The organism is Bythopirellula superficialaquae (genome assembly GCF_059632245.1).
On sequence record NZ_CP197426.1, the window covers coordinates 3,119,968 to 3,134,364 of the forward strand.

The 14,397-nt window shown below is 57.0% G+C and carries 10 protein-coding genes; 3 read left to right on the forward strand and 7 right to left on the reverse strand.

Features of this window, described 5'->3' with window-relative positions; all coding sequences use genetic code 11:
- Nucleotides 1-2: 2 nt before the first annotated feature.
- From SH678x_RS12715 to SH678x_RS12725, 3 genes are all read right to left on the reverse strand, one after another.
- Nucleotides 3-1,199 (reverse strand): hypothetical protein, encoded by a 1,197-nt coding sequence (locus SH678x_RS12715; RefSeq protein ID WP_496918827.1) that lies wholly within the window; start codon nucleotides 1,197-1,199, stop codon nucleotides 3-5.
- A 249-nt stretch (nucleotides 1,200-1,448) separates the two neighbouring features.
- A complete protein-coding gene (locus tag SH678x_RS12720) occupies nucleotides 1,449-2,624 on the reverse strand; it encodes an SAM-dependent methyltransferase (RefSeq protein WP_496918828.1) in 1,176 nt (391 codons plus the stop codon).
- Nucleotides 2,625-2,799: 175 nt separating this feature from the next.
- Nucleotides 2,800-4,143: a DUF1598 domain-containing protein gene (locus tag SH678x_RS12725; protein ID WP_496918829.1), complete on the reverse strand. Its 1,344-nt coding sequence runs from the start codon at nucleotides 4,141-4,143 to the stop codon at nucleotides 2,800-2,802.
- A gap of 392 nt (nucleotides 4,144-4,535) precedes the next feature.
- On the opposite strand from SH678x_RS12725, the gene SH678x_RS12730 reads away from it, so the two are divergent.
- Both SH678x_RS12730 and SH678x_RS12735 read left to right on the forward strand, forming a co-directional pair.
- Nucleotides 4,536-6,575 carry a sigma 54-interacting transcriptional regulator gene (locus tag SH678x_RS12730; protein WP_496918830.1) on the forward strand — a complete coding sequence of 680 codons (2,040 nt, stop codon included), beginning with the start codon at nucleotides 4,536-4,538 and terminating at the stop codon, nucleotides 6,573-6,575.
- 119 nt (nucleotides 6,576-6,694) lie between these two features.
- On the forward strand, nucleotides 6,695-7,645 hold the full coding sequence (locus tag SH678x_RS12735; protein WP_496918831.1) for a carbohydrate kinase family protein: 951 nt from the start codon (nucleotides 6,695-6,697) through the stop codon (nucleotides 7,643-7,645).
- Here the strand turns inward: SH678x_RS12735 and SH678x_RS12740 are convergent, their stop codons facing one another.
- The 4 genes from SH678x_RS12740 to SH678x_RS12755 all read right to left on the reverse strand — a co-directional run bounded on the left by SH678x_RS12740 (nucleotide 7,646) and on the right by SH678x_RS12755 (nucleotide 12,936).
- A complete protein-coding gene (locus SH678x_RS12740) occupies nucleotides 7,646-8,557 on the reverse strand; it encodes a hydroxypyruvate isomerase family protein (RefSeq protein WP_496918832.1) in 912 nt (303 codons plus the stop codon).
- Nucleotides 8,558-8,674: 117 nt separating this feature from the next.
- A complete protein-coding gene (gene amaB / locus SH678x_RS12745; RefSeq protein ID WP_496918833.1) occupies nucleotides 8,675-10,210 on the reverse strand; it encodes an L-piperidine-6-carboxylate dehydrogenase in 1,536 nt (511 codons plus the stop codon).
- 58 nt (nucleotides 10,211-10,268) lie between these two features.
- Nucleotides 10,269-11,378: a saccharopine dehydrogenase family protein gene (locus SH678x_RS12750; protein WP_496918834.1), complete on the reverse strand. Its 1,110-nt coding sequence runs from the start codon at nucleotides 11,376-11,378 to the stop codon at nucleotides 10,269-10,271.
- A gap of 208 nt (nucleotides 11,379-11,586) precedes the next feature.
- Nucleotides 11,587-12,936 (reverse strand): 2-oxoadipate dioxygenase/decarboxylase family protein, encoded by a 1,350-nt coding sequence (locus tag SH678x_RS12755; RefSeq protein ID WP_496918835.1) that lies wholly within the window; start codon nucleotides 12,934-12,936, stop codon nucleotides 11,587-11,589.
- Between the two features lie 218 nt (nucleotides 12,937-13,154).
- On the opposite strand from SH678x_RS12755, the gene rhaT reads away from it, so the two are divergent.
- Nucleotides 13,155-14,357, forward strand: a complete 1,203-nt coding sequence (gene rhaT / locus SH678x_RS12760) for an L-rhamnose/proton symporter RhaT (RefSeq protein ID WP_496918836.1) — start codon at nucleotides 13,155-13,157, stop codon at nucleotides 14,355-14,357.
- Nucleotides 14,358-14,397: the final 40 nt, after the last annotated feature.

The window sequence follows — 14,397 nt, forward strand, 5'->3', positions numbered from 1 at the left end:
ACCTAAAATTCGATGCCGGCGCGAAGCATAATCGTGTCATCAACGTCGAGCGTGCCCATTCCCGATTCCGCGTAATAGATTTGGCGGTCGAAGACATAGCCTACTTCAAAGTGCCCGCGGGCTTGCGTTTGTGTTTCCCATTCGACGCCCCAGATCGCGCGGATGTCGTTGATGTCGATATCGTCGGGGACACCATCGCGGTCGACGGTCCAGCGGCCACCCGAGGCACCGTATTCGCCGGAGAAATACATCCAGAACTGAGCGGTTCCCATCGTGGCCCAACGGCGGCGAATCTTGGGGTTGGGAAATACGGCATAAAAGTCCCACAATCCGCCCGGACGCCAATGCACACCACCGGCAGGCAAAATCTTGATGTCGTTGCGATCCAAGTACCAGGCACCGAGCAGGAAGTCCATTTGCGGCGTCAGCGACATCACGCCAAGCCCGCGACCCATGATGCGAAACGAATCGCTGTTCACTTCTTCAAAGTCGCTATAAACGCCGGTACGCAGCCCGAGATCGGCTGAGAAAAACTGACTGAATTGGGGATGCCAAGCCGTGTCGAGATAGGCGTCGTACACGCGAGGTGGCAAATCGTAACCAGGTAACCGAGGTCCCGACAACCAGTTGAACGCAAAACCCGGGGTGATCAAAAGTGGCGTGTCGGGATTGGAAAATATCGGCAGGCCGAACGTCACATCGAGTTCGGTGCGATTGATCCCTAGAGCATCGGGCGAGCCGTTGTCATACAGCCAGGTTTGTTCCCAACTGATCTGCTGCATCAAACGTTGGAGCTTGGCCACGCTTCCGTCGGGGTTGCCGTATTGGTAAGTGCTCGAGGAACTCTGTGACGGTAAACCGTTGGGATAGAGCGAGCCACTCTGCTCGGTCACGCCGGGGGTCACCGGTGGCGCGGCTTGCGGCAGGATGGGCTGGGCTGTCGTCGGCTGAATTCCTGTCGGAAAGTTCGGAGTTACGTTGTACGGAATATCCGCGGGGGGCGTTCCCAACGTCGGGTTGGTGTAGGGATCGAACGTCGGCGTGATCGCGGGAGCGGGGGTGACCGGTGCCGATTGAAAAGGAGGCGCGGTCGTGGGCGGAACCACCGACGGAAATTGCACACGTTGAGCGCAAAGGAGATTGGTGCAAACCAACCAACCGATGATTCCTAACAGCAATTGCCGACAAAAACGCAACACGCGAGACCTGGGTGGGCGGGGGACCACGGGACGAAAGGACGACCGGTTCGCCGATTTCGCGGTGCAATTCGTACTTTGCCCGTGGCCGGGCGTCAAGCTTGATTCAGGTGCTAGCTGGGTGGGGATACCGTGGCTTGTGCTGGCAGATGAGGAAAATCTCTAAATCTTGCGCATCGGCTGTAGCCGAGGACGGAATTCCACGGCCTGAAACGCTGGCTGCCGCCTGCGGCTAGCACTGCGATAGCTCTACTATAAGTTCAGATGTCCCTTATCCGGCACGCCGGGGTGGCCAGAGTCGGTGCGATAGCGGCGCTGGATACTGCCCCGTTTGATGCGGCGTTGGGCTCTGCTGCGTAGTGCCACCAGACAAATCTCTTGGCGATTGAAGGCCAATTGCCGCACCCGCACGTCGCGATAGCCCCAGCTGCGCACGCGGTCGACGAACTCGCGGACATTCTCGGCCAGCGACCACTCGGCGAGCTTGAGGGTAAGGACCATGCCGCGGATCGTGTCGGTCTTGTTGCGAACAATGTCTTCCACGGCATCGAGCGTGTAAGACGGCGGGACATTCATATCGGCGGCGAGCCACCGCACACGGTTGAAGTCCTTTTTGGGGACTTCGGTGCTTCGGCGACGGACATGTAGAAAATTCGGATGCGCGGCCACCAAGTCATCGACTTCCGCCGGATCGATGCCGATCACAAACAACCCGCGCTCAAGCAGCGCTTGTGCGGCACCCCCGGGCGAGCACCCGAGCTCGGCACAGACTTCGCCCCGTGCGAGCGGCAAGGCGGCCCATTCCAGGGCCTCGGCCATCTTGAGATACGCCCGGCTGACCATTTCCTCGGGCGGCGTGATCTTCGGCACTCCCCCCACCCAACAGGCGGCACGGCGGCTGGTTTGATGCACTCCAATCCACCATTCCCTGGGCTCGACAAGGACGACATCCAGAACCCAAGTGTTGGGCTGGCTTGCTCCCTGGGAGGCATAGGAATGAGTCTTGAGCGATTCATTCGGTGAGCTGGCTCGCAGTGCAGCATCGACTTCGGCTGCCAAAGGCGTGGGGCCGGGCTCAAAGCCGTCGCCCCCCGGAGTCGTGCGGTCACGCTGCCAGACATGCAAATCGCTTAGTTTTTTCTCCGCGAGCGCCTCGGTCACGCCGGGCAGGTGCCAAACCGCGGTGGCCAGTTCTGCGATTTTCGTGCCGATGACTTTTCCGAGCGAGAAGCCCCACGTCCGCGCGAAGGTGCTGCGCAACTGGAAGCCATCAGGATTCTCACACGCCGCGTCGAACTTGAAGGTGACAAATCCTGGGCGCGAAAATGAGGGCCGCAGATCGGGGTGGCTTTTGGCGAGCTCCGCTTTGAGCGCAGACTCAGCCCCGCATTGACAGGAAACGAACAGATATTGGGGCGACCAGGGCATGGTGAGTTAAGAAGTGCCTTCTGACTTGAGTTGTCATTCCGATGGGAGTTCTACGACCAGAGGAATCTGGGTTCACTCGTCACACGTATCAGAGGACGTACACGGGGGTAACCCAGATCCCTCAGTCGGCAAGCCTCCCTCGGGAAAACATTCTATGCCAGAAAGGCTTCGAGCATCACTCCCAAACCCACTCGGCCCCTGGTTCGGGTAAACTTTTACGGACTTCGCCGACAGAGGCAATCTCTTCGACTTGATCGGTCAAAGCCCACGGGACAATTTGCACGCCCCCAGAGGTGCTGATGACGAAGTCGCGACGGCGACGCACGAAATTGGCCTTCGAGGCCACTTGCTGCGGGGCATTGTACTCGGACAAGGCCACGTCGTGGGTTAGCTTGGGCAATTCGAGATTCGCCTTGGCCATCAAGCCTTCTTTATCGAGCAATGCAGCCACGACGGCCAGATCCATCGCGTTTCGCAACTGGCCAAACGACGAATCGTGGTCAGCCAATTCCGTGAAACGTTCGGTCAGAGTATTCGCCCACTTCGTGGCGGTTGCACTTCCCTTGCTGGACGCTTCTTTCTTGCCTTCGGCGTTGAAATGGTCTTCTTCGGTCATGCACTGCACCCCTTGGCCACGAATTTGCCAGGCCAAACCTCCACCATCACGGGCCAGCGGTTCGTACTTGGGGGCGAGCCACCAACGCGGGGTGGCACTCTGGCTACCGCGGCTTGTGGCCAGCATGTCCATGAAGCTCGGCATGTTGCCGACGGGGGATTGCTCAAATCCCATGGCCAGCCGCTTCATGCGAAAGTCCGCCGCCACCAACGTGCGAGCAAAGTGGCTCGTGCGGGGCACACCACTCACGGTCACCACTTGGGGACCAAGAGCTTGTTCCATGGCAGGCAAGGTTTCATCAGGATTTCCCATTTCGCGGAACGTGCTGAACACTTCGTTCAAACGTTGCATGCCTTCGGGCGTAGGATCGATGGAGCAGGAAATCGCTTCAAGTTGAACCGTGTCGCGTGAACGCAGGGCCACGATCAAATCTTCAAGCAACAATACGGGGCGGCCCGTCGTGGCACCGACGACGTTGCCCAATTGATCCATCCGCCAACCTTCAGCGGGACCGGCGATCACAACGTCGTTCTTTTCGGGATAAACAAAGACATATTCCACCCGCTGCAAACCGGCGAGATAACGAATCGCTTCGGGCAATTCTTTGCCTTCAGCCAAGTGCTTGGCAATTTCCGCTTCGAGTTGCTTGAGCGACACGGCCCGCAGATCGGACCAAGCTTGCAAGTTTTCTGGAACCGCATCGAGGGCCGTCTCACGCACAGCGGCGAGAGCGGCTTCGTCTTCGACCGTGGGTGCATCAACCACACCATCGGCATTGACCGACACACCACCGACCGCCTGTTGAACGATCTGAGCGTGTGTACGTGCCGTGGTGAACGTGAGTGCCGCGCACATCGCAAAGGCGACAAGAAAACGACGCGAGAAGGAAATTGCTCTGTTCATCTCTGTGAAAACTCCTCAAGACCGATTGCAATGCAGCTCGGTGGTCATGTGTCTGGACACGATGACGACAAAACAATCCGAGCGGTAGCCCCGCGGGCTCGGTCGGAAACATGCCGCCAATACCTTCCAGACTAGTCGCTAAACTATTGATATTCAACACTTTTTGCCCGTTCTTCCCAGCTTGGCAGAGAACGGGAGAGCCGGCGCAGGGCCAAAATATCACGGGAAACGGCAATCGCGGGTCATCGCGCCCCCGCCAAGGTCGCTTTGTGCCAATTCTGCGGCCGTGGGTGAACGCTTGGGACCGGCCACCACCAACATTGCTGGCGGACGATCCTAGGCGGATCGGATACAATAAAGGTCTGAGCGTCTCTTAAAACTATGGGCCAAGCATGAATGCGTATTTGATCATCCGCGAGGGCTCCAAATGGGCCGACGTAATCCGGCTTGTTCCGGGCGAGTCGGCAACCATGGGGCGTGCCCCGACCAACACGGTCGTGGTCAAGGATGAACGCTGCAGCCGCAATCACGCTGAGATCTTTTTCACGCAGGGCCGATGGATCTTGCGCGACCTGGAAAGCCGCAACGGCACGCTCGTGAGCGGCGAGAAGGTGACCCGCGATCACGAGCTCCAGCCGGGCGATATCGTTCAAATTGGCAATTCGCATCTGGCGTTTGTTCATGATCTGACACAGGCGTTTCCAGAAACGGGCGCACTGCTGAAATCCTCCAAATCGGTCGCCGACGCCGACGAGATCACCGCCGGACATGGCGACGATGCCGATAGCATCTTCGAGGCCTACGAGCCGACGACGATCACGCACCGCAAAGATCAAAGTAAGTTCCTCGATGAACCTTCTATCGACGAAAGCGACGAGATCTTTCCGAAAGTGGGACGGGCGGCGGCGAAGCTCTGCCGCTTAGCGTTTGAACTTGCCAAAGCAACCGACGTGGTTTCGCTCGCCAACGGCGCACTCACCGGATTGTTCGAAGGGACTGGCGTCGATGCCGGTGCGATCTTGCTGCGATCGCATGATACGAGTGGCAAGCGTAAAGCCGATGAACTCGACGTCGTTGCATCACGCAGCGACAGCAGCCATTCCTATCATCGCGTCTCGCCATTTTTGACTTCGACCGTGCTGCGTGACGGCCAGGCCGTGATGGCGCGCAATGTGATGGACGACAGCAACCTCGGCAATCGCGATAGCCGGGGCGAGATTCTCGCCACGAGCGTGATCTGCGCACCCATCCGCATGGCGGGCAGCATTTATGGCTTGATTCATTTGTACACGACCGACACGGATCACTACACCGACCCCGATGATTTGGAATACACCCTGGCTGTGGCCGACACGGTGGGGGTCGCGCTCGAGAATCTCAACAAGCGGCAAGAGCTGGCCGAGAATCTCAACCAAATGCGATCGGAGAACGTGCAACTCCGCGAGCAGTTGGGGGTGCAAAGCGAAATCGTCGGCTCAAGCGACGTTATGCACCAAGTGACGCTACAAATCGCTCGTGCCGCGCCGAGCCGCGCGACGGTGCTGATACGCGGTGAAAGCGGCGTGGGTAAAGAACTTGTCGCGCGGGCGGTGCATTACTCCAGCCCGCGGGCCAAAAGCCCTTTCATCTGCCTCAATTGCGCGGCACTCTCGGAAACACTTTTGGAAAGCGAGCTCTTCGGTCACGAAAAAGGTTCGTTCACAGGTGCCACGGAACGCAAGATTGGCAAGTTCGAGCAGGCCGACAAAGGGACGCTGATGTTGGACGAAATTGGCGAGATGAGCCCGTCGATTCAAGCCAAGTTCTTGCGAGTGCTAGAAGGCCATCCTTTCGAGCGCGTGGGGGGCAGCCAGCAAATCAAAGTCGACGTCCGCGTGATCGCCGCCACGAATCGTGACCTGGAAAAAGACGTCGCCGAAGGAAAGTTTCGCCGCGATCTTTATTTCCGGCTGCATGTGTTGGAAATCATGGTCCCCGGGTTACGTAAACGTCCCGAAGACATCCCCGAGTTGGCTGAGTTCTTTCTACGAAAGTTCAGCGAAGAGACGGGCCGTAAACTCAAAGGTTACACGCCGCGGGCGATGGAAGAATTGCTGCGTTACCGCTGGCCGGGCAATGTCCGCGAGATGAAGAACGTCATCGAACGGGCCGTAGTGCTCGCGCGTGGTGATTATGTCGACCACAGCGACTTTGCTCTCTCAACGCTCAAAACGGCGGGCGATACCGAAATGGGGCATGACCCCGCCGCGTTCCTGCGGGAGTACGAACCAATGTCGCTCGCCGACGTCGAGCGAATTCATATTCTACAAACGCTTAAAGCCACAGGTTGGAACAAAAGCCGCACGGCAACAATTCTCGGCGTTGAACGGTCGACTTTGGACCGCAAAATCCGCCGGTATGGCTTGTTGGAAGAAAACACGCGGCAGCGATAAAGAAATGGAACGCGGATGAACGCTGATTAGACGGATTTACGCGGATAAATATTTTTAGCTAGTCTGCGGTAGATCCGTCGCATCCGTGGTAATCTGCGTTCTCTATTGTGGACCTTCTCGTGGAAAAAGCTTTTGATCTCATCGTCTGCGGCTCATGCGTGGTCGACGTATTGGTACGGCCCGTGGCGCTTGATGTCCCGATTGGCGGTGGGCAGCTTGTCCGCACCGAACCACTGGTCATCACCACGGGTGGCATTGTTTCCAACACCGGCACCACGGCCGCGCGGCTGGGAATGCGAACGGCGGCCTTCACCTATGTCGGCAACGACGAGTGGGCCAAGATCATTCGCGGCCGCTATGAGAGCGAAGGTATTGATACGTCGCATTTGATGACGCATGAATCGGCCCCGAGCAGTACGACCGCGGTGCTGATCGATCCGAGCGGCGAGCGAAGTTTTCTGCATGCCGTCGGCGCACCGAAACTGCTGAACAAGGATTCGTTTCTCGCGCAGCTTGATTTCTTTGCCAAAAGTCGAGTCATGTTGTTGGGCTATTTCTCGCTGCTGCCAAATTTGCAAGACGATTTGCCGGAGGTGCTCGCCGCGATTCGCAGCGTGGGTTGCCAAACGGCCCTCGACGCGGCAGGGAGTGGCGGCACGCTCGATTCGCTCGCGCCCTGCCTGCCGCATTTGGATTATTACGTTCCCAGCTACAAGGAAGCCGTGCATCAAACGGGGGAAAGCGAGCCTGAAAAAATCATCGCTGCGTATCGTGCGGCGGGAGCGACGGGACTCTTGGGCGTAAAATTGGGAACCGACGGGGCCCTGCTAAGTCCAGTTAATAGTGAATTGATCAAAATTCCCGCGATTACTCCGCCGGGGCCGGTGGTCGACACGACCGGCGCAGGAGATTGCTTCTTCGGCGGACTGCTCGCCGGTCTACTTCGTGGTCTTAATATCGAAGACGCCGGCAAACTGGGGGCGGCCTGCGGCGCGTATTGCGTTACCGGATTGGGGGCGACGACGGCGATTTGTGATTACGCAGCGACGGCGAAATTGGCGGGGATCTGACTAAAACTCATCCGCTGCGACATAGGCATCAATGACAGCTTGGTCCCCTTCGGCTCCTGGCTTGGAGTTGCCGTGCTCCATGCCGACAATGCCTGCAAAGCCTTTGCCGTGGATATGCTTGAAGACGTTGCGATAGTTGATCTCACCCGTGCCCGGCTCGTTACGGCCGGGATTGTCGCCCACTTGAAAATAGGCAATCTCATCCCAGGCCTTATCGATGTTGGGGATGATATTCCCCTCGGAAATCTGTTGGTGGTAAATATCGAATAGAATTTTGCACGACGGGCTGTTCACGGCCTTGCAAATCAGATGGGCTTGCGGGGTGAATTGTAGAAACTGTCCAGCGTGATTAGCCCACCAATTCAACGGTTCGAGCACCATCACCAAATCGTGCGGTTCGAGAATCTCCGCCGCACGGCGTAAGCTCTCGATGACGTTGGCGGTTTGATAGTCGATGTGCTGGCGATTGTCGACGTGCCCCGGGACGACGGTCATCCACTTGGCATTGACGCGTTTGGCGACTTCGACGGCGCTGCGGATCCCGGCCAGGAATTTTTCGCGGCCTTCCTCGCTGCCGCTGGTGAGTTCCGGCTCGCCCCAAGGAATCGCATGGGCGACGAATACCCCCATTGTCATTCCCAAGTGGCCCATCGTCTCGGCGATCTTTTCCTGTTCTTCAACCGATCGACCAGCCATGCCGTTGTCTTCCCAGGCCATGAAGCCTTGCTCGCTGGCATAGCGAAGTTGATCGAGCAAATCCTTGCCAGCCAGGTTCTCGAACATGCCAAAATGCGGAGCATATTTCAGCTTGAACTCTCGGATCGAACCCGTTTGGGCCTGGGTGCTGCTGGTGGTCAACATGGCGCTGGCTCCCAGCACGGTGGTCGCAGCCAAAAAATCGCGGCGCTGCATGTGGTGTCTCCCTCGTGGAATAGAAAAGATTGCGAGGGTATTGTAACCAAGTTAGTCGGCAATGTACCACTGCCGTGTTTTGGGCTTATACGGCATCGGGACGATGCCGGCTAACTGCTACACATCGAATTTGATGCCTTGGGCGAGAGGCAAATCTTTGGAGTAGTTGATTGTGTTGGTGGCTCGTCGCATGTAGGCCTTCCACGAATCGCTGCCCGATTCGCGGCCGCCGCCGGTTTCTTTTTCGCCGCCGAACGCGCCGCCGATCTCCGCACCGCTCGTGCCGATGTTCACGTTGACGATGCCGCAATCCGAACCGGCTGGCGAGCAGAACAATTCCGCTTCACGAACGTCGCTCGTGAGAATCGCCGATGCCAAACCTTGGGGTACGCAGTTATGAATGCCGATCGCTTCTTCCAGATTCTTGTACTTCATGACGTACAAAATCGGGGCAAAAGTTTCTTGTTGAACGATCGCGGCATCAGCGGAGATTTCGACGATGGCTGGGCGAACATAGACACCCGATGGCACGCCCTTTGTGACTCGGCCACCGCCATGGACTTTACCACCTTGCTGTTTCGCGGCGGCGAGGGCGTCGTCCATCATCTTGCCGGCTTGCTCGTCGACGAGCGGGCCGATTAACGTCCCTTCTGCCGTGGGATCGCCAATCGGCAACTTTTCGTAAACTGTCAGAAGCCGTTTTAGCAACTCGTCGGCAATCGATTCGTGGACGATCAATCGCCGCAACGTTGTGCAGCGTTGGCCGCAGGTTCCCACCGCGGCGAAGGTGATTGAACGAATCGCCAAATCGAGATCGGCACTGGGGGCGACAATCATTCCATTGTTGCCACCAAGTTCCAGCAGCGAACGACCCAACCGCGCGGCGACCGTTTGCGCGACGGCTCGGCCCATGCGGGTAGAACCGGTCGCCGAGATCAGCGGCAACAGGGGTGAAGCGGCAAGTGCCTGCCCCACGTCGGCGGCACCGACGACCAAGCAGGAAATCGCGGGATCGATGCTAGGATTATCTCGCAAAGTTTCCGCGACGATTTGTTGGCAAGCAATCGCCGTGAGCGGAGTTTTTTCGGATGGCTTCCACACGACGGGATCGCCACAGACCCAAGCCAGGGCCGCATTCCAGGCCCAGACGGCGACGGGAAAATTGAACGCCGAGATCACGCCAATCGCCCCCAGCGGCAGCCATTGCTCGGCAAGCCGATGGCCGGGCCGTTCGCTGGCGATCGTTTTACCGTAAAGCTGGCGACTCAAACCGACGGCGAAGTCGCAGATGTCGATCATCTCTTGCACTTCGCCGAGGGCTTCTTGCGTGATCTTGCCCGCTTCCCAGCTCACGATCTCCGCGAGCGGCGCTTTGTATTGGCGTAGCTTCGCGCCGAACTGACGCACAAACTCGCCACGCACGGGAGCCGGAGTTGTCCGCCAAGTCCGAAACGCGGCATTCGCGGCCGTGATCGCCGCGTTGGTTTGCTCAGCCGTGGCCATGGGGAACTGCGCGAGCTGCTCGCCATTGATGGGCGATTTCACGGTGAGTTGCTCCCCCTGCCCTCCTTGCCACTGGCCACCGATTGCCAGAGCTTCCAAGTTTTCGCCCATGGTGAAGATTTTTAGAGCGTGTTGTAGTCGACTGTTCATATCGATTGCTTTTCTTGTGGCCCCCGTGGCTTGCGCCTGGGGCTATGAGTGGTATATCTCAGTTTGCGCTGAAGCGGGTTGAGATTTTGGAATCGTAGTGCTTGCCGAAGCGATTGGCCAGGAATTTTTCGAAGTCCACTTCTTCCTGCCGCACAAAACCGGAACTCGGCAGCTGCCCTTGCATGTGCATATCGAGCACGGTGCAAATGCCTGCTGCGGTGGTAATTTGGATGGCGCTCCAATTTTCGCCGTCGATCTTTTCGTGGTAAATCTTGCGAGCGTCGGTGATCTGAACGAGTTGCCCCTTACGCATGCCGGTGACCGTGCAGAATGTCACGACGACGTCTTGGAACGTGATCGGCACGGCGTGTTCGAGAATATCTTTGAGCAAATCGCGGCGCTCGCTCAAGCGAAGTTCATTTATCAACAGCAGCATGTGCTCTTGATGGCCCATGTAGCGAATCGTTTTGTAATTGAGCATTCGCACCTTGCCGTCGAGCGATTCGCAGAGCGTCCCCAAGCCACCGCTTGTGTTGAACGCTTCGTATTTGACCCCGTCGAGCGAAAAATGCTCCAATCCTTCCAAGGGCAACACATCGATTCGCTGCGACTCGTGAATCGCTTCACACGGATTGCAGTATTCGTTGATCAAACCGTCGGTCGACCAAGTGAGGTTGTATTTGAGTGCACCAGTGGGGAATTGCGGCAAGGCGCCCACACGCATGTTCACGGAATCGATCTTGTCGAAACCTTTGGTCAGATGATTGGCCACGATCGAAATAAAACCGGGAGCCAAACCGCATTGCGGCATAAAAATTTGATTCTTCCCCGCCTTGCCCGAAATCGCGTACACGGCGCGGGTGGTGGCTACGTCTTCGGTGAGATCAAAATAGCTGGCCCCCGTCTCAAGTGCGGCTTGCGCGACCAACGGGTTGTAAGCAAAGCTCAGCGCCGAGATCACCGAGTTGCAATCTTTCATCGCCGCGGCCAGTTGCTTCACGTCGGAAGCATCGACCACCTTGGTGTCGACCGCGACCGCTTCGGCGATTCGCATGAGCGCGGTGGCATCCGCATCGGCAACAATGACTTGGTAGTCGCCGGAATCAACCAAGAAGTGAGCAATCATACGGCCGATTTTTCCGGCCCCCAACAACAACACGCGGTGCATACACCAACTCCAAACCTAAATAAAACCGACGAATGAAAGAAACCAATGCTCGTTGCCGCCAATTTTCAGAATAGCAGAAGTGCTAAACACGGGAACAGACGAGTTGCGCCGTTGCGTGAAAAAGTTGCGCAGAAAGCGCAGGCGAAAACGTATAACCGGGAGGACCCGGACCGTGTGACGGTCCGGCTATACAGAAACGGATCGCGGATTAAATCCCGAGTTGCTTGCAAACTTGGGTCATGGAGGTTTCTTGGATCTCGCTGTAGTAGTCGTACATGTTGACCACTTCCCGGCCCAAAGCGACTTCGAAGGTCTTCTGCGAATCGGGTTTCGCGACGCCGACGTTGCTGACATCTTCCAGGCCGATATTGGAGTTGAAGATATTCGTGGCGGCAGGGCCGAAGAAATCTTCGTACTGCTGGGGCACAAGGCGAATCGTGCCTGTGGCGAGCAGATCATCAATCAAGGTGTCGCTATCACTCCTTGGCAGCTGGGCTGGGAGCGCCGCTACGATTTCAAACCGGAAGTAAGCGAGGTCCTGATCCCAAAGCTCTTGCATATCGCTGGGGAAACTCGCGAGTGCTTCACGCATCACTTCGTAATAATGCTCGGCATAGCCGGGATCGCTTTCTTTGAGCTTGAGATTGTGTTTGCCTTGATCGAAGAGCGCCTCAAACATTTCGCGGCCCTGGGGAGTGAGCGCCTGCAAGCGTTCCTCGAACTCGACAAACGTTTCCTGGTACTGGGCTTCCTCGAAGGTGCCATCGCCGTTGGGGAATTTCAGCGTCACGGGCGGTGCTAAGCAGGAAGTTTGCCGCAGGATGAAATCTTTTCCCACGGGTCCCTGCCAAACGGGAATTGTTTTGATGCCCCGCTCGAGCATTTCTTCATGTGCCGCGGGGACGGACGCTACTGAGGGCGTGAGATGATTGAACGCCAGCGAGTTGCTTACCAGCACCTGGCAAGCGACTTTGTTGATCTCGTTAAGCTTCTTGTACTCAGCACGGCTGATAAGAGCTTCTTCCGGGCGAGTGAATAACTTCACACAAGAGGCAACGAACCGGTCGGCTTGTTCTTGATTCAGGCCCCCCTGCTCTTTGCCTGTTTTGATCAATGCCAAGAGTTCATCGCTAAAGATATTTCTCCTAGCGATGATCGATTCCACATAGGGGCGATGTTCGGCCGGGATACAATCCAGCGACAACCGCGAACAGAAAATGCGAAAGCCGTTTTGCTCGATTTCTTCCACCGTGATCGGACGGTAGGCCGTGCTTTCCACTGACACTTTTTCGCGAAGGTCGTAATAGTTGACCGGATAATCGCCCATTAAGGCAAATAGATCGCTGATCGTGCGGAGTTCTTCGTCCGAAGCACAGCGAATCGCGGCATGCATGATTTTGCCCAGCCGCTTGGCTTCGCTCTCGCCGGCCTTATTGTTGATGTCGCGCGCGACGGCGATCATTTGCTCGTAGATCGGCATGCTCTTTTCGAACATGGCTAATATCTTGTGAACGATCTCGCTGCGGATCCAACTGGGCTTCACAAACTCGGTAGACATAATCGCGATCCGATTGGGCAATGGGAAAGTGTTTGCTCTGTTGTCAATTTAGCATGGCTCGCGCTGAACGATAAAGCCTCTCGTTTGCGTTTAACGGAAACTTCTCTCGCTGCCTGGCGACATGAAACCAATTGCCAGCGACGGCGAAACGGTTATTGTGTATCAAAGCTTGATTCGCGCTTTTCCGTTTTCGATTCTCTTGATTTGTAGGGCTCCTCATGAATCCGCTGCTCGGCGTGTTGTTTCATTGGATCGGCGGTTTCGCCTCGGGTTCGTTTTACGTACCTTATCGCCGCGTGCGCAACTGGTCTTGGGAAACGTACTGGCTTGTCGGCGGGGTGGCTTCGTGGATTATCGCGCCGTGGTTGTTCTCTTTCATTATGACTGAGGACACGATCGGAGTGTTGCGCGCCCAATCTTGGAGCACCCTTGGTTGGACATACCTCTTTGGTGCGATGTGGGGCATGGGGGGACTCACCTTTGGACTCACGATGCGCTATCTCGGCTTGTCGCTTGGTATGGGCGTGGCTCTGGGATACTGCGCGGCCTTCGGCACGCTCGTCCCGCCGATTGCCAAGAGTTTGTATCCCACTCTGCCGATTGATACTCCCACGCTCGGCGAAATTGCCGCAACGTGGCCCGGCAAAATCACGTTGCTTGGCGTGGGAATTTGTTTGGTCGGGATTGCCGTCGGCGCGCTCGCGGGATTGACCAAAGAACGCGAAATGCCCGAGGAGAAAAAGAAGGAGTCGATCAAAGAGTTCAATTTCAGTAAGGGGATCGCCGTCGCGACGTTCTCCGGCATCATGAGCGCTTGCTTTGCGTTTGCTCTCACTGCTGCCGATCCCATTGCGAAGACAACGGCCGCGGCTGGAACGACCGAACTGTGGGTGGGTCTGCCGAAATTGGTTGTAGTGCTCTTGGGTGGTTTCACCACCAATTTCCTGTGGTGTGCAATGTTGAATCTCAAGAACCGCTCGGGCTATGAATATCTGGCGAGCGAGCTTCGCGCCCCCACGCACGGTAGCAGCGACGAAACGATTGTCGAAACCGCGACCGACGCCCCGGGTGAAGAGATGGCGAAACACGCGGCGGACCTTAGCGCCAACGGCGATCGCAGCGTTCCGCTCGCCAACAACTACTTCTTCTCTGCCTTGGCGGGCACAACGTGGTACATGCAGTTTTTCTTCTACACGATGGGCGAAACCCAGATGGGCAAGTTTGGCTTCGCGAGCTGGACTTTGCATATGGCAAGCATCATTATCTTTAGTACGCTCTGGGGAGTGATCCTCAAGGAATGGCACGGCACGAGCAGGAAGGCCAAACTGCTGATCACGGCCAGTATTGCTCTGCTGATTTTCTCGACCGTGGTGGTGGGTTACGGCACCTTGCTTAAGGGACAGGCCGTCTCGGCCCATTAGCCAAGCCTTGATCCGGCATCTATCCATTGCCCAGCATCTA